Annotated in this window: 18 protein-coding genes; 5 read left to right on the top strand and 13 right to left on the bottom strand. The window is 73.8% G+C overall.

Annotation, left to right across the window (positions count from 1 at the left end; translation table 11 throughout):
* Positions 1 to 114: 114 nt before the first annotated feature.
* Positions 115 to 1,179: a lipoate-protein ligase LplAB gene (lplAB, locus tag ACFV3E_RS27565; protein ID WP_500537092.1), complete on the bottom strand. Its 1,065-nt coding sequence runs from the start codon at positions 1,177 to 1,179 to the stop codon at positions 115 to 117.
* Positions 1,180 to 1,328: 149 nt separating this feature from the next.
* On the opposite strand from lplAB, the gene ACFV3E_RS27560 reads away from it, so the two are divergent.
* Positions 1,329 to 2,237 (top strand): Sco1979 family transcriptional regulator, encoded by a 909-nt coding sequence (locus ACFV3E_RS27560; RefSeq protein WP_500537091.1) that lies wholly within the window; start codon positions 1,329 to 1,331, stop codon positions 2,235 to 2,237.
* Positions 2,238 to 2,319: 82 nt separating this feature from the next.
* Positions 2,320 to 3,141, top strand: coding sequence for an SAM-dependent methyltransferase (locus tag ACFV3E_RS27555; protein WP_500362902.1), 822 nt, complete (start codon positions 2,320 to 2,322; stop codon positions 3,139 to 3,141).
* A 285-nt stretch (positions 3,142 to 3,426) separates the two neighbouring features.
* Here the strand turns inward: ACFV3E_RS27555 and ACFV3E_RS27550 are convergent, their stop codons facing one another.
* The 3 genes from ACFV3E_RS27550 to ACFV3E_RS27540 form a co-directional block, all read right to left on the bottom strand.
* Entirely contained in the window at positions 3,427 to 3,693 is a 267-nt protein-coding gene (locus ACFV3E_RS27550) for a hypothetical protein (protein WP_500537090.1), read from the bottom strand.
* Positions 3,694 to 4,170: 477 nt separating this feature from the next.
* The gene (locus ACFV3E_RS27545; protein WP_500537089.1) at positions 4,171 to 6,798 is read right to left on the bottom strand and encodes a non-ribosomal peptide synthetase; all 2,628 of its coding nucleotides are present in this window, start codon (positions 6,796 to 6,798) and stop codon (positions 4,171 to 4,173) included.
* 91 nt (positions 6,799 to 6,889) lie between these two features.
* Complete coding sequence (locus tag ACFV3E_RS27540) at positions 6,890 to 9,460, bottom strand: Pls/PosA family non-ribosomal peptide synthetase (protein WP_500537088.1); 2,571 nt, start codon at positions 9,458 to 9,460, stop codon at positions 6,890 to 6,892.
* Positions 9,461 to 9,736: 276 nt separating this feature from the next.
* Between ACFV3E_RS27540 and sbnA the strand changes: the two genes are divergently transcribed.
* Both sbnA and ACFV3E_RS27530 read left to right on the top strand, forming a co-directional pair.
* Entirely contained in the window at positions 9,737 to 10,747 is a 1,011-nt protein-coding gene (gene sbnA / locus ACFV3E_RS27535) for a 2,3-diaminopropionate biosynthesis protein SbnA (protein ID WP_500537087.1), read from the top strand.
* Between the two features lie 121 nt (positions 10,748 to 10,868).
* Positions 10,869 to 11,801, top strand: a complete 933-nt coding sequence (locus ACFV3E_RS27530; protein ID WP_500537086.1) for an ion transporter — start codon at positions 10,869 to 10,871, stop codon at positions 11,799 to 11,801.
* Between the two features lie 45 nt (positions 11,802 to 11,846).
* Here ACFV3E_RS27530 and ACFV3E_RS27525 read toward each other — a convergent pair whose 3' ends face one another.
* Entirely contained in the window at positions 11,847 to 12,134 is a 288-nt protein-coding gene (locus ACFV3E_RS27525) for a DUF6480 family protein (RefSeq protein ID WP_500537085.1), read from the bottom strand.
* Between the two features lie 284 nt (positions 12,135 to 12,418).
* Here ACFV3E_RS27525 and ACFV3E_RS27520 point away from each other — a divergent pair, with 284 nt between their 5' ends.
* Complete coding sequence (locus ACFV3E_RS27520) at positions 12,419 to 13,264, top strand: patatin-like phospholipase family protein (protein ID WP_500537084.1); 846 nt, start codon at positions 12,419 to 12,421, stop codon at positions 13,262 to 13,264.
* Between the two features lie 145 nt (positions 13,265 to 13,409).
* On the opposite strand, the gene ACFV3E_RS27515 is transcribed toward ACFV3E_RS27520, so the two are convergent.
* The 8 genes from ACFV3E_RS27515 to ACFV3E_RS27480 all read right to left on the bottom strand — a co-directional run bounded on the left by ACFV3E_RS27515 (position 13,410) and on the right by ACFV3E_RS27480 (position 19,042).
* Positions 13,410 to 14,138 carry an HAD family hydrolase gene (locus ACFV3E_RS27515; protein ID WP_500537083.1) on the bottom strand — a complete coding sequence of 243 codons (729 nt, stop codon included), beginning with the start codon at positions 14,136 to 14,138 and terminating at the stop codon, positions 13,410 to 13,412.
* A gap of 115 nt (positions 14,139 to 14,253) precedes the next feature.
* The gene (locus ACFV3E_RS27510) at positions 14,254 to 14,745 is read right to left on the bottom strand and encodes a hypothetical protein (RefSeq protein ID WP_500537082.1); all 492 of its coding nucleotides are present in this window, start codon (positions 14,743 to 14,745) and stop codon (positions 14,254 to 14,256) included.
* Positions 14,746 to 14,780: 35 nt separating this feature from the next.
* Positions 14,781 to 15,632, bottom strand: coding sequence for a DUF3626 domain-containing protein (locus ACFV3E_RS27505; RefSeq protein WP_500537081.1), 852 nt, complete (start codon positions 15,630 to 15,632; stop codon positions 14,781 to 14,783).
* 522 nt (positions 15,633 to 16,154) lie between these two features.
* On the bottom strand, positions 16,155 to 16,745 hold the full coding sequence (locus ACFV3E_RS27500; protein ID WP_500537080.1) for a shikimate kinase: 591 nt from the start codon (positions 16,743 to 16,745) through the stop codon (positions 16,155 to 16,157).
* A 104-nt stretch (positions 16,746 to 16,849) separates the two neighbouring features.
* Complete coding sequence (locus tag ACFV3E_RS27495; RefSeq protein WP_500362926.1) at positions 16,850 to 17,305, bottom strand: tellurite resistance TerB family protein; 456 nt, start codon at positions 17,303 to 17,305, stop codon at positions 16,850 to 16,852.
* A 94-nt stretch (positions 17,306 to 17,399) separates the two neighbouring features.
* Positions 17,400 to 18,272, bottom strand: a complete 873-nt coding sequence (locus ACFV3E_RS27490) for an aldo/keto reductase (protein WP_500324848.1) — start codon at positions 18,270 to 18,272, stop codon at positions 17,400 to 17,402.
* A gap of 104 nt (positions 18,273 to 18,376) precedes the next feature.
* Positions 18,377 to 18,538, bottom strand: coding sequence for a hypothetical protein (locus ACFV3E_RS27485; protein WP_500537079.1), 162 nt, complete (start codon positions 18,536 to 18,538; stop codon positions 18,377 to 18,379).
* Positions 18,539 to 18,619: 81 nt separating this feature from the next.
* Complete coding sequence (locus tag ACFV3E_RS27480) at positions 18,620 to 19,042, bottom strand: hypothetical protein (protein WP_500537078.1); 423 nt, start codon at positions 19,040 to 19,042, stop codon at positions 18,620 to 18,622.
* Positions 19,043 to 19,102 lie beyond the last annotated feature (60 nt).

Raw genomic sequence — 19,102 nt, 5'->3', positions numbered from 1 at the left:
ACGGACGCCCGGGGGGTTCCGGGGTCCGCGCCGGCAGGCCCGCACCCCACATCTTTGACTCGTCAAGCATAGGCATATGCTTGACGAGTCAAAGACGCGGGTCGGGCGTGTGCGTCACGGCACCCGAGCGGTCCACTCCGCGGTGCCGAACTTCGCGGCGACGAGTTCCTCGGCGCGTGCGAGCTCCTCGGCGCTGATGCTCCCGTCCGAGAGGCCGTAGCGGGCGCGGAAGGAGTCGATCATCCGGTCGATGACGGCCTCGCGCGGCAGCCCGGTCTGGCGGCGCAGCGGGTCGACGCGCTTCTGGGCGCTGCGGGTGCCCTTGTCGGACATCTTCTCGCGTCCGATGCGCAGCACCTGGAGCATCTTGTCGGCGTCGATGTCGTAGGACATCGTCACGTGGTGGAGGACCGCGCCCGCACCCCCGTCGGGGGCGACCACGCGCTTCTGCGCGGCGCCGGCGATCTTGCCGGCCTCGGTGGCGATGTCGTTGAGCGGCTGGTACCAGGCCTTGATGCCCATGTCCCCGAGGGCGTCGAGCACCCAGTCGTCGAGGTAGGCGTAGGAGTCGGCGAAGGAGAGCCCCGACACCAGGGAGGCGGGCACCGACAGGGAGTACGTGATGGTGTTCCCGGGCTCCACGAACATCGCGCCGCCGCCCGAGATCCGCCGCACGACGGTCAGGCCGTGGCGCTCGGCGTTCTCCGCGTCGACCTCGTTGGCGAGGGACTGGAAGCTGCCGATGACGACCGCGGGGCCGCCCCATTCCCACACGCGCAGGGTCGGCGGACGGCGGCCGGCCGCGACCTGCGCGGTGATGACCTCGTCGAGGGCCATGTGCAGGGCCGGGGACTGCGGTCCCTCGTGGATCAGCTGCCAGTCGTAGTCCGTCCAGTCCGTGGCCTGGGCGAGGGCCCGCCGTACGGCGACGGCGACCCCCTCCGCGGTCAGGCCGTACATGACCGTCCCCTCGGGCAGGGCCGCCTCGATCCGGGCCGTGAGGCCGGCGGCGTCGGTGTCGGCGGGCGCGCCCTCGAGCGCCCGGTCGATGGCGGTGATCGCCTCGTCCGGCTCGAGGAAGAAGTCGCCTGCGACGCGAACATTGCGGAGGACCCCGTCGTGGTCGTCGAGGTCCACGACCACGAGCTTGCCACCGGGCACCTTGTACTCACCGTGCATGCTGACGACAACCGTCCCGGCGGCCCCTTTACTCCCGGCCGGTGCGCCGGGCACGCACCGGGCACGCCGCCGCGATGCGGATGTGCCTGTACTGACGGGCCCCGCGATGGAACACTGAATCCGCAACCAGTCGTTCAGGGGGATCCGACATGACTGCCGCCCGGCCGGGCCACGAGCCCGCCACCGGTTCGCCGCTCGCCGCGCAGCGCGGCGGGCCGACGGTGCTCCGCATCGTCCTGGGCACGCAGCTGCGCCGGCTGCGTGAGTCCCGGCAGATCAGCCGCGAGGCGGCCGGCGAGGCGATCCGCGCGTCGCACGCGAAGATCAGCCGCCTGGAGCTGGGCCGGGTGGGGTTCAAGGAGCGCGACGTCGCCGACCTCCTCACCCTCTACGGCGTGACCGACGCGCAGGAGCGCGCCGACCTGCTGGGGCTCGCCCTGCGGGCCAACACCCCGGGCTGGTGGCACCAGTACGCCGACGTCCTGCCGAGCTGGTTCGAGACGCACATCGGCCTGGAGGAGGCCGCCCACACCATCCGCACCTACGAGGTGCAGTTCGTCCCCGGCCTGCTGCAGACGGAGGCGTACGCCCGGGCCGTCACCAGGCTCGGCCACCCCCGCGCGACCGAGCGGGAGATCAGCCGCCGTGTCGACCTGCGGATGACCCGTCAGGACCTGCTCGCCAAGGCGGACGCACCGCAGCTGTGGGTCGTGCTCGACGAGGCCTGCCTCCACCGGCCGCTCGGCGGCGTCGAGGTGATGCGTGGTCAGCTGGAGCACCTGATGAAGGTGGCCGCGCTCCCCAACGTGACGCTGCAGATCGCCCCGTTCGACATCGGCGGTCTGGCCGCAGCCGGCGGCCCCGTCACCATCCTGCGCTTCTCGGAGCCGGATCTGCCCGACATCGTCTACCTGGAGCAGCTGACGAGCGCGCTCTACCTGGACAAGCAGGACGACGTGGAGCACTACCTGACCGTCATGGACCGGCTCGCCGCCGAGTCGCAGCCGCCCCGCAACACCGGCCGGATCCTGACCCGCCTCATCGACCGCATGGGCTGAGCACCACCGCCGGGGGCGAACTGCCCGCGGTCTTCCCTAGGATGACGGTTGCCCGGCGTCATCGCGGAGAAGGATGGGTGTCATGACGGACGACGTCTCCTGGGTCGACCAGACCAGACCAAGCATCGCACGCGTCTACGACTACCTGCTCGGCGGCAAGGACAACTACGCCGTCGACCGGGAGATCGGCGACGTGTTCAAGAAGGACCTGCCCGGCTCGGTGGCGATCGCCTTCGCCAACCGCGCGGCACTGATCCGCGCGATCCGGGAGATCGCCACCACGACCGGTGTACGCCAGTTCGTCGACCTGGGCAGCGGTCTGCCGACCGCGGACAACGTCCACCAGGTCGCCCAGCGGCACACCCCCGGCTCCACGGTGGTGTACGTGGACAGCGACCCGATCGTGCTCGCCCACGGCCGGGCGCTGCTGGAGCAGAACGACGACACGCGCGTCATCCAGGCCGACATACGCGAACCCGAGGTCATCCGGAACCACCCGGACACCCTCGAGGTGATCGACTTCGACAAGCCCGTCGCCGTCATCCTCAGCGCCATCCTCCACCACGTCAACGACGACGAGGACCCGGCGGGCATCGTCGGCTACTGGCGCGACCAAGTGCCCTCCGGCAGCTACTTCTTCGTCAGCCACTTCCGGTCCGGCAACAACCCGGAGACCGCCGAGTCGGAACGGATCCTCCAGCAGACCTTCGGCCGCGGGCGGTGGCGCACCGACAAGGAGATCGAGGACCTGCTGGACGGCCTGGAGGTCCTGGAGCCGGGGATCGTCCCCGCGTCGCTGTGGCGCCCGGACGCGAGCGACGGCGTCTCCCGCATCGGCGACACCGAGCGCGAACTCACCGTCTGGGAGCGTCTCATCGCCGCCGGGATGGCCAGGAAGCCGTAACCGGCGGCCCTTCCGGGCTCGCCGCCGGCGCCCTCGCCCGCCCTCCGCGTCGACCACGCGCCCGTGAACTCCGCGGCGGGCGCCGGGTGGTCCGGACAGGGCCGGGCGCGGCGAGAGGAGCGGCCCGGGACCGAACCGGGGGCCACTCCGGGGCCCCGGGACCGCTGTGTTCATCAGACACCCCGGTGCGCGATCCGGCGAGCCGGACTGACCCACCCGGGGCCCCCGCGGCAACCCGGCCCGGTGGACGCGACCGTGACGGGGTGTCCGCGACGCCGGGGGCGGTCAGCGGCTGTCGCCGTGCCAGTCCCAGTGGGCGGTGTCCCCGTCGCGAGGGGCGTACCGGGCGCGCCCGCCCGGGCCGAAGCGGCCGATGTCGGTGCGCAGCTCCGCGCCCGCCGAGTGCTGCGGCGCGGTCCAGCCGGTCACGTCGAGCAGCAGCCCGTCCAGCGGGCCACCGACCAGTTCCCGGTAGACGTGCCCCGGTTTGGGGCCCGGATGCGGGTCGTCCACGTCGGCACCGTAGACCCTGGGGTGTATCACCTCGTCCATGGTGTCCACGGTGCCACCCGGCACCGACAATCCCCCGCGGATGCGGCCTGCGCCGGCCCGGATGGGGGCCGGACCGGCGCGGTAATGAGGCGGGTGCCGGTCGCCGCTCCCCGGCGGTCGCGTGGGGACCGGACCGCTGCGCGGCCCCCACGGCGCCAGGTCGCGTACTCCCGCCACCGGTCACCCGCGTCGTGTGCAACCGCCGGGCGGACGATGTCATTCCCGTTGCGGGCGGCGGGACCGCCGCCCGCCGGTGTCACCGATGGCGCGCGGTCGGTGACGCACGGCGTTTGTTCAAAATGGGGCGTTCCGTTTATACCTGGATAAAGAGCCCATAAGGCCCAACATCATGCCGCCTCTCCGTGCACCCCAAGGAGTCCCGGATGTCCCACGGAGCACACTCCGCTCCCGCCGTCCCGCATCCCGACCTGGCCGCGGCGCGCAGCTGCGCGGTCTGCCTCGGGTGGGGCACCCGGATCACGGCGCGGGGCCATCAGCTGTGTCCCGCGTGCCAGCGCCCGGCGCAGCCGCCGGTGCCGGGTGTCGACGGGCCGGTGCCGGCGGACCTCCGGCAGTGCCGGCCCCCGGCTGCCTGAGCTCCCCGTCCTGCGGCCCGCCCACGCGCCGCCGGGCCTCCAGCGCCCCTGCGAGGTCGGCCAGCACCGGGTGGGCGTTGACGTCGGCCGGGGTGACGTCGCGGTCCAGCAGGATCGCCAGGCGCACCGCGGCCAGTGAGGTGCCGCCCCGGTCGAAGAAGTGGTCACCGCGGCCGACGCGGTGCTCCGCGATGCCGAGCGCCTGAGCCCAGGCGGTGGCCAGACGGCGTTCGGCCGCCGTGTGCGGCGGCTGGTGGGCACCGGCAGGGTCCGTACGGCCGGCGAGCGCGGCCAGCGCCTCGCGATCGGTCTTCCCGTTGCCGGTCAGCGGCAGGCGCTCCAGCCAGTGGAAGGCCGCCGGGATCATGTAGGCGGGCAGCGCCGCCGCCAGGTGTTCGTGGAGCGCGGCCGCGGGCAGCGGCCAGTCCCCGGTGCAGAAGGCGGCCAGCCGGGTCCCGTGGTCGGTCAGGACCACGGCGGCGTCACGCACACCGTCGGCACGCGTCAGGGTGTTCTCGATCTCGCCGATCTCGATGCGGAAGCCGCGGATCTTCACCTGGTCGTCGGTCCGGCCGAGGAACTCCAGCCGGCCCCCGGGATGCCAGCGACCGACGTCACCGCTGCGGTAGAGCCAGGCCCCGGGGTGGTGGGGGTCGGGCAGATAGGCCTCGCGGGTGCGCTCGGGGTCGTTCACGTAGCCCCGGCCGACGCAGATCCCCGAGAACGCGATCAGGCCGGGAGCACCCAGCGGGACGGGCGCCAGGCGCTCGTCGACGACGTACACGCGGACGTTGTTGACCGGCCGGCCGACGGGGACCCAGTCGGACTCGGGGGGACGGTCCATGACCGCGTGGTTGGTGTCGTCGCTGGTCTCGGTCAGCCCGTACGCGTTCACCAGCCGGGTCCCCGGCACGGCGGCGAACCAGCGCTCGACGAGGTCCTTCTTCAGCGCCTCCCCGGTCACCGAGACGCACCGCAGATCGGGCAGGCGCCGCGGCCGGCTCTCCAGCGCGGACAGCACGACGTCCAGGTGGGAGGGGACGAGCTGCAGCACCTCGACCGGCTCCCCGGCGACCGTGTCGAGGAAGCGGTCGGCATCCAGGACCACGTCCTGCTCGACGACGAGGACCCGCCCGCCGGCCAGCAGCGGGGCGGTCAGCTGCCATAGGGAGATGTCGAAGCTCTGCGGCGCGGTCTGGGCGACGACCTGGCCCTCCCCGATGCCGAGGTCGTCGATCTTGGCGTAGAGGTGGTTGAGGAATCCGGCGTGCTCGCACATCGCGCCCTTGGGCTCCCCGGTCGAGCCGGAGGTGAAGTACAGGTACGCCAGCTGGTCGCCGGCCACGGGGACACCGGGATCGGACGGCGGGTGCTCCTCCGCTCGGGCCTCCTCGACGAAGACGGTCGTGGTGCCGGGCAGCCCGGGCAGGGCCCGTTCCAGGGCCTCGGTGCTGCCGTGCTCGGTGATGACGGTCGTGCAGGCGGCACGGGTGAGGACGGCGGCGATCCGGCCGGGCGGCAGGTGCGGCTCGACGGGCAGGTACGCGCCCCCGGCCTTGAGGACGGCCAGGACCGCGGCCAGCCAGTCCAGGTTCCGCCCGGTGACCACCGCGACCACGTCCTCGGCCCGCAGTCCGCGGGCCAGCAGGGCGTGGGCCAGCCGGTTGGCGCGGGCGTTGAGCTCCCCGTAGGTCCACCGGCGGCCGGCGTGGACGGCCGCCACCGCCTCGGGCCGGCGTGCCGCCCGCTCCTCGAAGAGCTCGTGGAAGCGCCGGTCGGGCAGCCTGCGCCGGGGCCCCGCCATGCCGTCGAGCTGCAGCCGGGTCTCCTCCGCCGTGAGCAGGCTCTGGCGCGCGTGCTCGGCGTCGACGTCGGCGGCCATCAGGGTGAGGGCGGTCAGGTGGTAGCCGGCGATCCGGGCTGCCGCCGGCTCGTCCAGCACCTCGGTGCGGTAGCCCAGCTCCAGTACCGGACGGCCCTCGTGGACACCCAGGCCCACCCGCAGCACCGTGGACCCGTCCGGTGCGCCGTCCGCGCCGCCTGTCACACCGGCGCCCACGCCCGCCGGGTCGCAGACGGTCTCGAACAGCGGGCCGGTCATCCCGAGCTCGCGGCTCAGCTCACCGACCGGGTAGTCCTGGAAGGCCAGCACCTGCGCCTCCACGCGGTGCGTGGCCAGCACCAGCCCGCGCCAGGTGGCGGCGGCCGCCGACAGCCGGCACGGCAGCACCCTTCCGTCCTCGACGGCGTAGCCGGTGACCACCTCCACCTCCCCCGACAGGGCCGCCAGCACCTTGGCGTGCGCGGCCGGCAGCATCGAGCGCAGCGGCACACCGAGGCGGTACGCCTGCCGTCGCAAGGCCGCCACCAGCCCGTCCGGGAGCCCCAGCCGGTGCACGGCGGTGCCCGGTGGGGACGGCCGGCAGGTCCAGCGCGGTATCGAGGTGAACCCGCCGATGGTCACCATGGAGTGCCAGAACCTGCGGCCGGTGTGCGCGTACGTGTCCATCGGGGTCGTCCTTCCGGTGCGGGGCGGTGCGGTGCGGTGGTGTGGGATCGGTCGGATCTGCGGGTACTGCGAGGTCTCGGGTGTGCGGGGATCAGGAACGCGGGGCCGGGAAGACGGCGGCGGGCATGTCGCGGGCCGGGTTGCCGCCCCACGTGGCGCGGGCGGGCACGTCCTCGCCCTTCATCAGGAAGGAGTCCGCCGCGAGCGCCGCGTGGTCGCCGAGGGTCACCCCGTAGTGGACGAAGGCGCCGACCCCGAGGGTGCAGCCCGCGCCCAGCGTGGTGCGGTCGGACTTGAAGGCCCCGTCCTCCTGGGAGTGGCACTGGATGACGGTGCCCGCGTTGAGGGTGCACTCGTCGCCGATGGCCACCAGGGACCGCTCGGGCAGGAAGCAGCCGTCGTCGAAGACCCTGCGTCCGACCCGCGCGCCCAGCAGCCGCAGCAGCAGGGGCTTGAACGGGGTCCCGTCGAACCATTTCAGGTGGTCGACCGAGGCCAGTTTCCAGTAGCGCTCGTGCCGCCAGAACGCGCGCTGGTAGATCGAGCAGTACAGCGGCCGCAGCGGGCGGAAGCCGGTCGCGGCGCGTTCGGCGAGCGCGAACCACCCGGCGGTGAACACCGTCGCCGCGGCGCCCGCCAGGGCGTACGCCGGCGCGCCGAGGCAGGAGTGGAGGCCCGCGGCGCAGGCGGCGATCAGCAGCAGGCCGCACAGGTGCAGCCAGCGCAGCAGCAGGTAGGCGGCGGCGGTGACGGCGTTGTGCCGGTTCTTGGCCGCGAGGCGGCGGCGCAGGACACGGCCGCGCGCGAGGTGGTCGAAGCGGTGGTCGCGCTCCACGCTGCGGGGGATGGCGAAGGCGGGCGAGCCCAGCAGCCCGGTGTCCTCCCGTACGGGTCCGTCCAGCGGGACCATCGTCTTCGTCGCCAGGAGGCAGTTCCCCCCGGTACGGCCGCCAGCCGGGTAGGCGATGCGGTTGCCCAGGAAGTTGTCCGGGCCGACCGTCACCTGGCGCAGCCGGAACGAGGTCGCCGAGTAGTCGGCGTTGATCATCGACAGGCCGTCGGCGACCATGGTGCCGGCGCCCACCCGGCTCAGGTACGGGTTATCGTGCTTCACCTCGGTCCCGAAGTTGGAGCCGGTCTGCCGGACGCGGCACAGGTCCCAGCCGATCGCCCGCAGGTAGTGGACGACGGCCGAGCTGTCGCCGAACAGGGTGGCGGGGAACCGGCGGTTGGTCATGCGGCCGATCGCGCGGTGGAGGCCGTGGCGCGGCCCGTACAACCGGTACACGCGGTCCGGGCGCAGCACGGGGCGGGCCAGTCGCGGCAGTACGAGCATGGTCAGCGCGCCCAGCAGGACCAGGGCGGCGGCCAGTACGAGCGCGGCGAGGGCCGCCTCGCGGTAGAAGCCGGCACTGGTCAGTGCCTTCGGCCCCGGCGTCAGCAGCCCGTCCAGCCGCGGCACCGCGCGGTGCAGCAGGTAGAACCCGCCGAAGGTCAGCGGCAGTTGCACGGTGACCGCGGTCAGCACCTGGCCCGCGCCGTAGACGGCCCGGCGGACGGGCCCGCAGGGCACGGCATCGGGTGCCGCCCGGTCGGGACCGCCGGGCTGGGCCGGGGAGCCGTGCCAGCACTGCCCGGCGGGCACGGACTGGCCGCTGTGGAGGCTGGAGGAGTGGGCGAGCTGGGCGTCCTCGCCGATCACGGTGCCTATGTCCAGCACCGTCTGCTCGCCGACCCGGGCGCGGGCGCCGACGGTGACCGGCCCGGTCTCGATCACCCCCGCGTGGGCACGGTAGCAGGACAGGGACACGTCCTTGCGGACCACCGCATTCTCGCCGACGGTCAGCAGGTCGGCGGCCACCGGCACCCGCGTGGACAGCACCACCGCTCCCCGGCCGATCCGCGCGCCCAGCGCCCGCAGGTACAGCGTGTACAGCGGCGTCCCGGCGAACAGCACCAGCGGATTGGCGCGGACCAGCGTCCGCACGCACCAGAACCGGACGTACGCCGGGCCCCACACACGGATCCGCCGCCCCGCACGGAACCGCCCGGCCAGCAGCCACTTGGCCGCCACGGGCAGCAGGCACAGCGCGGCGAACCCGGCCGCGGCGGCGGCCACCGAACGCGCGTACGTCTCCAGGAGGCCGGAGCCGTCGGCGATCCACGCGCCGGCCCGCGTCGCCCCCACGGCGGCGGCGCATCCGTACGCGAGGAAGAGCGCGACCTGCAGCACGCCGCAGAGCACGAACCACGCGGCCCCGTAAGCCCCTTCATCCGCGGCCCGCGCGTCGCCGGCCGCCGTCTCGGCCGCCGCCTCGGGCTCGGCGGGTGGAGGGGGCGGCGGGGGCGCGGCGCGCTCGGCCAGAGCGGCCGCCAGGGCCGCCACCGTGGGGTGGCGGTAGACGTCCTTCATGGAGACGGACGGCAGCTCCGGACGTTTGCGCACCCGGGCGCAGAACTGGGCCATCAGCAGTGAATCCGCGCCCAGGTCGTGGAAGAAGTCGGCATCGGCCGGGACCCGCTCCGCGCGGACCACGCCCGCGAGGACGCCGGCCAGGGCCTCCTCCAGCGCCTCGGCGGACACGGGCGCGGGCGGCTCGGTGACCGGCGCGGCCGGCCGGGCCGGGCCGGCGGTCAGGACCTCGGAACACTTGCCGGGCATGGTGACGCTCCCTCGCGGTCGGTGCCCTCAGGGCGCCGCGCGGGGGATCCGGCGGCGCTGCCCTCCAGTAGGCACCGGCGCCGGCGGCCTGTCCTGACCCGGCAATTCGGTACTTGACGCGCGGGCGAACGTCCCGATAATCCGTCCGCCCCGCTGGTGCGGCGCCCGGCGTCTAGCCGCGCTCCCGGGCGGCGTCAAGTCACGAATTCCGGTGACATGACGGCACCGCTCCCGAGGGGCGTCACTGGAAGCACGACGACCCCGAAGGGAGACACCGTGCCGGTCATATCCGCACCCCAGGAATTCAACGAGGACGACCTGTACGTCGACCTCGAACCCGTCCTCGCGCAGCGGCTGTTCCTCAAGTGCGAGGGCTTCAACTTCGCGGGGTCGATCAAGCTCAAGGCAGCCGCCGCAATGATCGGGGCCGCCGAGCGCAGCGGACGCCTGCGGGCCGGCTCGGTCCTGGTCGAGTCCTCGTCGGGCAACCTCGGCGTGGCCCTGGCCATGATCGCCGCGAACCGCGGCCACCGCTTCGTGTGCGTGACCGACACCCGCTGCAACCTGGCCACCCGGCAGATGATCGCCGCCCTCGGCGGCCGGGTGCACCTGATCACCGAACCCGCGCCCACCGGTGGCTGGCTGCGGGCCCGCATCGACCACGTCCGTGCGCTGTGCGCCGCCGACGACCGTTACGTGTGGCTGAACCAGTACACCAACCCCGACAACGGCCGGGCCCACTACCGCACGACCGCCCCGGCCATCGCCGCCCGCTTCCCCGCCCTGGACGTCCTGTTCGTCGGCGCGGGCACGACCGGCACGCTGATGGGCTGTGCCCGCTACTTCCGCCGCCACCATCCCCGCGTCCGCGTCGTGGCCGTCGACACCGCGGGCTCGGTCACCTTCGGCGGCGCCCCCGGCCGGCGCATGATCCCCGGGCTGGGCACGAGCGTCCGCCCACCGCTGCTCGACACCGCGTGCGTCGACGAGGTCGTCCACGTCGCGGAGGCGGACGCCATCCGCACCTGCCACCGCCTGGCCCGCCGCGGCTTCCTCTTCGGCGGCTCCACCGGAACCGTCGTCAGCGCCGCCACCGACTGGCTCGCCGACCGCGGCCACGACGGCCTCACGGCGGTCGCCATCGCCCCCGACCTCGGCGAACGCTACCTCGACACCGTCTACCACACCCCCTGGGTCAAGGACCTCTACGGGGACGACGCGCTCGCCGGCCCCGACGACCCCGCACCGCGCCCCGCCGGTGCCACCACCGGCGCCCGGACCCCCTGAACCACCGCCGCCCGAAGGGCAGTTGAGCGCGTCCGTGGGCCCGCGGGCCCGCCTGCCGGCCATAAGATCCACTTCAGTCGGATCAACAGGCAGGCGGCAGCGGAGGACCGGGTACACGCACATGGCCGAACACATCGCCACTCCCCCGGGCCGTGCGCTCGCCGCACGCTGCCGTCGCATGGTCGACTCCGAGTGGTTCGGCGTCACCGTCTTCGCCCTCGTCCTGGCCAACGCGGCCGTCCTCGGCGTCGAGACGTACGACGGCATCGCCGCACGCTGGCACGGCCCCCTGAAACTGGTGGAGCACGCCTTCCTCGCGGCCTTCACCGCCGAGGTCGCCCTACGGGCCTGCGCCCACGCCGACCGCCCCAGGGACTTCCTCCGCGACCCGTGGAACGTCTTCGACCTGGCCGTGGTGACGCTGGCCTACCTGCCCTTCGCGCGCGAGAACGCCACGGTGCTGCGTCTGCTGCGGCTGGCCCGGGTCGTGCGCGCCGCCCGCTTCCTGCCGCAGCTGCGCATCATCATCGTGGCCGTCGGCAAGAGCCTCCCGGGCACCTTCAGTTTCCTGCTCGTCGGCACGATGCTGCTGTACGTCTACGCCATGACCGGGTGGGTCTTCTTCGCCGACGACGACCCCGAGCACTACGGGTCCGTCGGGAGGGCCGCCCTGTCGCTCTTCCTGCTGATCACCCTCGACGGCATCGGCGACGCCGTCCGGGGCGGCCTGGAGATCTCGCGCTGGAGCCTGCTCTACTACGCCTCTTATGTGCTGCTCGGCTCGTTCGTGCTGGTCAACTTGCTCATCGGCGTGGTCATCAGCTCGCTGGAGGAGGCCAGGCAACTGGAGCGCGAGCGCGAGTCGCCGCCCCGGCAGACGGAGGGCGAGCCGCCGCCCGACCACCTGCAGGAACGTCTCGCCGCCGCCCGGCGGGCCCTGGACGAACTGGAGGCCGGGCTCGATCTCGTGGGCGCGCAGAGCGCGGGCCCCGCAGCCGCCGCTCCGGCCGCCCCGTCCGGCGGGCATCCGGCCGGGTCACCGGCCCCGGGCTGAGAACGGGCGCTCCGGCGTCCTGGACCATGTGCCGCCGGCGACCGGTCAGAGCGTCAGGACCCGGCCGAACATCCCCACGGCGATCAGGAGCGTGACGGCGAAGATCGCCACCAGGGCCACGATCTCCCAGGTCTTCGGGACCTCCGGGGGCTCGGTGTACGAAATGCCCGCGGTGGTGCTCTCCTCGCAGGCCGGCGTCGGGGTGGGCGCCACCCGGTCCCGGTGCGGGTGCAGGGCCGGCGCGGACTGCGCGGCGGTGCCGGCCGCGGCGCCGAACGCCGGGCCGATCGTGGGGCCGATCACCGGCCGGGGAGGAATCAGGGTCTCGGACATGCTCACCACTCCGGACGTTCCTGTGGCGGACGCGGGAATCGCTCCGCATGGCGTCACCTTGGGCCGCGGCGGCCGGGGTCCAGGGAGGTCTCCGCCGCGCACCGCCCGGACGATTCATCCTATATCCGCTCGAAGGGATCCACGATCAGGGAGCCGGTGTGAGCAGTACGTCACGCTGGGTGGCCGCCGACACCCGTCCTCCTCACGGAACCGGATGATCCGGCCGCCATGGGAGAGGATGGGACGAGGGTCGACGAGGGCAACGCCGAGGGAGAGGGCGGAAGATGACCGACGCACTGGTGCTCGGTGGCGGGGGCGTCGCCGGGATCGCCTGGATCACCGGACTGCTGGCGGGGCTCGCGGACGCGGGGCAGGACGTGACGGGAGCAGACGTGCTGGTCGGGACGTCGGCGGGGGCGACGGTCGCGGCGCAACTGGGCAGCGGGCTGTCGCTGGAAGAGCTCTACGCCCGGCAGACCGAGCCGGAGCTGCAGTCGGCCGAGATCATGGCGGACGTGGACCTGGCGAACTTCGGCGCCGGCATCGCCGAAGTGCTGCAGGGCGCGGCCTCCGTCCCCGACATGCGGCGCGCGGTCGGCAGGTACGCCCTGGGCGCCGAGACCGTGCCGGAGGCGGAACGGCGGCGGGTGATCGAGTCCCGTCTCCCCTCGCACGACTGGCCCGCCTCCCGGACGGTACGGATCGTCGCCGTGGACGCCGAGACGGGGCAGCCGCGCGTCTTCGACGGCTCCTGCGGCGTGGGCCTCGTGGACGCCGTCGCGGCGAGTTGCGCCGTGCCCGGCGTCTGGCCCCCCGTGACGATCGAGGGGCGCCGCTTCGTCGACGGCGGCGTACGGTCCGCCACGAACGCCGACTACGCCGGGGGCGCGTCGCGCGTGCTGGCGATCGCGCCGATGGGGGTCACGGAACTGTTCCCCAGCGAACTGCCCCTGGAGCGGGCCCTGGCGGACCTACGGGCCGCGGGCGCCGAGGTGGCGGTGGCCGAACCGGACGAGGCGTCACTGGCGGCGATCGGCACGAACCCGCTCGACCCCGCCACCCGCCGGCCCGCCGCCGAGGCCGGGCGGGCACAGGGGCGCGAGCTGAAGATCGAGTGGAGCCGAGCCTGAGCACCCGGCGGGCGGCGGAGGGACATCACCCCTCCCCGAACCAGAGGTCTTGAAGGCGGAGGCGGCCGAGAAGGAGGCCCGGCCCGCCTGACACCGCTGGTTCAGCTCCGTGTGAGGCGCCAGGACCGGATCCCCTCCGGGCCGCTCACGACCGCACCCCGGCCAGCCGCAGCACCGCGTCCAGCCCGCGGTGCCCGCCGGGGGCGGCGCCTGCCGGCAGGACGTACGAGCGCAGTCCCGCGCCGGCCGCGCCGCCGTCCTTGGCCGGGTGATCACCCACCATGAGCGTCTCGGCCGGATCGACGCCCAGTTGACGGCAGGCGTGCCCGAACAGGACGGCGTCGGGCTTCTCGGTGTCGTACGCGTAGGAGTGCACCCACGCCGAGAAGTGGTGGTCGAGCCCGTGGTGAGCGAAGGTCGGCCGCAGATCCCAGCCCACGTCGCTGACGACGCCCATGACGATGCCCGCGCCCCGCAAGGCCTCCAGGGTGGCCCCCGCATCGGCGTACGGCACCCAGTGGCCGGGCGCCCGCAACTGCTCGTAGAGCGCGTCGGCGTACGGGGCGAGTTCGGCGACGGAGGCGTACCGCGTCGTGAAAGCGTGACGGTGCGCCTTCGAGGAGACGTCCCGGCCCGGTTGCGCGCGCACCACCTCGGGGTCCGTGAGCCCCGCCTCCAGTCCGTCCAGCAGCCGGTCCATCTCCTCCTCGGCCACCGGCCGTTCGAGCACCGCGCGGATCCGGTCCGCGTACGACGCGATCTGGAACAGCGTCCCGGAGAAGTCGAAGAGCACCGCACGCACGGGCACGGACCCACGGGCGACGACCGCGGCACGCAGGGGCCCTTCGGGGCCGCAGACGGGAGGCAGTGTCATTCGATCTTCCTACCGCACACCCCACGGCGACCGCCAGGCCCGGCGGAGGGACTCCGTCGGGATGCATGGCAGCGTCAAAGGCCAGGGTGAACAGTTAGTCTTCACGTCCATCGCCTCACACACCCGCCCGCGCCCGCAGCGGGGCATTGACCACGGCGAAGACCGCCATGATCTGCTGGTAGGCCGGATGGTCCGGCAGTTTCGCGGCCGACGGCTCGGACGGGGGTGGATCGGGCAGTTCCAGCAGTGTCTTGCAGGTGATCCGGATCTCCTGAGCGGTCCCGGACCACACCAGCGCAGCCGCGCAACCCTGACCCACGGCGGCGACGACGTTGGCGGCGACCAGCACCGTGGACCGGGGCCACCGGTCCGCCACCGCGCCCCCGACCAGCAGCAGCGCCGCTCGTGCCGCCATGTCGGCTGCCAGCACGACCCCGAGCCCGCCGACGCCCCCGCCGATCCCGAGCACGGCGAACGCCAGCGCGATCGGCGAGACCGCGGTCCCGGTCCACGACAGCACCCGCGCCGCGAAGTGCCGCCGGAAGAGGGCACCGGACAGCGGAAGCCATGCGGCGGTGAAACGGGCAGTGAAGCGTGCTGTGGTCATCGTCCCCATCCCGCGATGCATTATCCGACGCCACGTCAACTTCGGACGCCGGCCGCCCCGAAGCGGGCGAGGCAGTGCCACACCTTCTTGAGCGCCTGGGGGTCGTGGCGGCCGGTCGCGGCGGCCGTGCCGATGACGCGGGGGTCGAGCAGGCCGCCGACCGCGATCCCGGCTCCCAGGTCCACGTACTCCTGGCCGCGGTATGCGGACCGTAGCCGGAGTTCCTCGACGGTGAGCCGGAAGCCGCCGTGCCACTCCACGGGGCAGGGCAGCCGGCGGGCGGCGTCCTCGACGGCCGTGCCCCGGTAGCAGGGGTCCAGGACCAGCGCCTCGACATCGCGGTCCAGCCGCACCGGTCCGTGGACCTGTGCCTCGATGTAGTCGTCGAGGGCGTCCCTGGAATCGGCCAGGGCGAGCGCGATCAGGTCCATGCGCTCCCCGACGCCGAAGTCCGAGGGCTCGAAGAAGCTGTCCGGGTAGCAGAACGTCGTCCGGGCCACCGTCCCGGCGCTCAGGCGGAAGTGGGCGGACCCGAACCGCGGCGCGGCGCCGACCGTCTTGCGGCGGAAGTTCAGCGCCCCGTAGACGGGCCGTTCGGCGGGCGGCGCGGCATCGTACGCACCGTTGAAGATGCGGCTCTCCCACCGCCACCGGTCACCGCCCGGCCGGGCGGTCGGGCCGCCGTTGCTCGTCCCCGTGACGAACTGCGAGTGGTAGACGCCGCCTTCGGACAGGGCCTGCAGGACCGGCTTGCCCCGCGCCGCCCGGTCCGGGTGGAAGTTCAGCGTGACCCGTAGCGCCGGATCCACCGGAGGCCCCGACGACAGCCCCGTGACGTGCTGCAGGGCCCGCTCCCGCGGGGTCGGGGCGGTGGCGTCGGCGGTCATCCACGCAGTGTCCCGCGGACAACGGGGAGTTCGCACATCCGAATCACCGGCCTAGGTATGACATGTCCATGCATAGATCATCTTTGGGCGCGGTCGCCGTGACCGTCGCCCTCGCCGTGACGGCCCTGGCCGGCACCTGCGGGTCGGGGGACGACGACCGGGCACGCAGCCCCGCCCGTGAGGTCGTACCCGCTCTCGAGGAGGGTGCGCGCGAGGCCGCCCAGGCCGCCCGCCTCGACTCGGACTGGCGGGATCTCGCCCAAGGGCTGTCCCGGACGGTGGAGTGGGCCTCGGCGAGCCTCGAACTCGCCGACCTGAAGGCCGGTGCCACGCCGGTGCCACGCCGGCGTCCGACGGCACGGACGCACTGCAGGTCCGCGTCCTCGGCCTCGGCCTCGGCGACGAGATCCACGCCCACGATCCCCAGGTGCAGTGCCGTAAGGCGCAAGCCTCCTGACGCCGGAAGTCGCCGCGCGGCCGGCCGAGGACGACCCCGGCGAACTCCCCCGCCACGACGCACCTTCACACGGGGCCGCCCGGGCGGGCGAGGAGGAGGCGCAGCACGTGGTCGATGCTCTGTTCCGGGGTGGCGCCCTCCGTGCAGACGACGTGCGTCGCGACGGCGCGGCACATGGGGTCGTGGAGCCAGTGCGCGAGGAAGTCATGGCCGTCGGTGATCCAGTCGGTCCCCTTGGACGCCATCGAACGGCGGCGCAGCACCGCGAGGGCGCGCTCCGGGTCCGCGGCGGGGAGCAGCAGGTGGACCGCGGCGCAGGGGCGGAGGGCGGCGCGGACCTGTGCGGCGTGGCGGGGGTCGGCGTAGCTCGTGTGGCCCGCGCCGAGCGCGATCACCTCCCCGGGGTGGTCGGCGAGGACGCGCCGCACCGCGTGGACCCGGGCGGGCTCCCACTCGCGTTCGGCGGCCACACGGCCGAGGGCCGTGATGCGCTCGCGCAGGCGGGCGACGCTCCACCCGACCTCCCGGTAGTAGGTGTCGGCGACCGCGTCGAGGTCCGTGAAGGGGCGCCCGAGCCGGGCGGCGACGCCCTGCCCGACGGTCGTCTTGCCCGTCGCGGCCGGGCCCACGAGGACGAGCACAGGTGCTGCTTCCATGGCGGGCCATGATGCAGCATCTCCCGCGGCGGGGGGAGGGCCGGGACGCGTCGGGCCGCCCCCGGTCCCGGGGGCGGCCCGACGTGCGCACCGTGCGGGGAGCGTCAGAGGTCGAACTCCGCCGGGGGCAGGTCGAGGGCGTAGCAGGCCTCGCGGACGACGGCCTGCTCGGTCTTGTCGAAGTTGCCGTCGGCGCCGCCGATGACGATGCCGATCTGGATGACGGCCCGCGCCTCGGCGGGCTTCTTCCTGGCCTTGGCGATCTCCTGGAGGATGCCGACCTTGCCGAAGGCGAAGTCGGCGGTGAGTTTGTCGAGGCAGTCGTCGAAGCGCCGCTGCAGGTCGGCGGCCGGGAAGTTCTGCAGGACCTCGTTGGTCGCGATGAGCTGCGCGACGCGCTGTCGTTCGGAGGGGTCCACGGTGCCGTCCGCGGCGGCGACGAGGGCGCACATCGCCATGCTCGCGTCGCGGAAGGCGCCGCTCTTCAGGTCGTTCTTCTTGGCGACGAGCTGCGTCTGCATCGTCGCGGCCGAGTCCTTGATGCGGTCCCAGAGGGCCACGGTCTCTCCTCAGGTGATGGTCCGGCGTTCGCCGAGGAGGTAACGAAGGACTCGCGGCGCGAGTGCCGCGCCGCACGGCGGCCGTTCCCCCGCGTCAGACCGCCGTCGTCAGCGCCTCGTACTGCTCGTCGGTGAGCCGGATGCCCGCGGCGGCGATGTTGTGCTCCAGGTGCGCGACCTTGGACGTGCCGGGGATGGGCAGCATGACCGGGGAGCGCCGCAGCAGCCAGGCGAGGGCGAGCTGGGAGGGCTGGGCGCCGTGCGCCTCGGCGATGCGGTCCAGGGGGCCGCCCTTCCGCGCCAGTTCGCCCGTGGCGAGCGGGAACCAGGGGATGAAGCCCATGCCGTGCCGCTCGGCGTGGGCGAGGACGTCCTCGGCCGCCCGGTCGGCGAGGTTGTAGCGGTTCTGCACGGAGACGATGGTGGCGGTCCTCGCGGCCTCCTCGATCTGGGCCGTGGTCACCTCGCTGAGCCCGATGTGCCGGATCTTGCCCTCCTGCTGCAGCGCGGCGAGTTCACCGACCTGGTCGGCGATGGGCACCTCGGGGTCGACGCGGTGCAGCTGGAGCAGGTCGATGCGCTCGACGCCCAGGTGGCGCAGGCTCAGCTCCACCTGCTGCCGCAGGTACGCGGGCCGCCCGACCGCGACCCACTGTCCGGGCCCCGGGCGGGCGAAACCCGCCTTGGTGGCGATCACCAGGTCCTGCGGATAGGGGTGGAGGGCCTTGCGCAGGAGCAGCTCGGCGGTGAAGGGGCCGTAGGCGTCCGCGGTGTCGATGAAGGTGACGCCGAGGGTGACCGCGCGCCGCAGGACCCGTACGGCCTCGTCGGGGTCCGCGGGGTCGCCCCACACGCCCTCGCCGGTGAGCTGCATCGTCCCGTAGCCCAGCCGGTGGACGGGCAGGTCGCCGCCGAGGTCGAAGGTGCCGGAGTCGCGGGCGTCGGCCTGCGCGCTCGTGGATGTCATGGGGGTCTCCTCGCGTCGTACCGGCGGACGGCTGCTCACCAGCTTCGGACCGGCGCCCGCTCCCCGCGCGGCGGACTACGCCGACCGGCGCCCCGGCCGGTCCCTCAGCTCACCGCCTGCCCGCCCGGGGCGCCCGGGGCGTACGTCACGGCCGAGGCGGCGGCGTCGCCCTGCGCGCTGCGCCGGGCCGGGTCCCAGCGCGGCGCGAGCACCGGCCGGTCAGGACCCGTCGATGCCGTGCACGGCCTCCTCGCCGTTCGTCGCATCAGGCTACGGTCGTGCCCGGTGCGGGGGCGGCGAAGGGCGGCGGGGCGGTGTGTCGGGCCCGCCGGGGAGCGGCCCGGCCGTCAGCCGACCGCGTCCTTGAGGCTGTCGTGACCGGTGGCGTCGAGGATCGACTCGCGGACCTCGGGGCAGCCCTGCTGCGCGGCGGCGTCGAAGTCCGCGGCCGTGCGCGGCTGCTGCTCCGGGTGGTCGGAGATCCAGGTGGCCAGGTCGATCGCCAGGGCGGCCTGCGCCCCGACGTCGGAGCCGATGTCCTTCACCTTGGGCTGCTCATCGGTGAGGAAGGCGCAGAAGGCCGCGGCGTCGACCGGGTTGCCGTCGCCGCCCTTCGCCGGGTCCTGCGCGGAGGCGCTCCTCGACGCGCTCGCGCTCGCGTCCGGCCCCGGCGTGCCGGCGGAGGGCGATCCGCCGCCCGCTTCGGCGCCCTTGCCGCCGCACGCGGTCAGGAGCAGCAGCAACAGGGCGGCGGGCACTGCGTACTTCATGGTTCCCCCTCCGTCGGAACGCCCCCACGACGTCCGGTGCCGCCATCCAACGCCATCCTC

Source organism: Streptomyces sp. NPDC059718 (genome assembly GCF_042733315.1).
In the GTDB taxonomy this organism is placed as follows: domain Bacteria; phylum Actinomycetota; class Actinomycetes; order Streptomycetales; family Streptomycetaceae; genus Actinacidiphila.
This window is presented reverse-complemented; position numbering and strand designations above follow the sequence as displayed.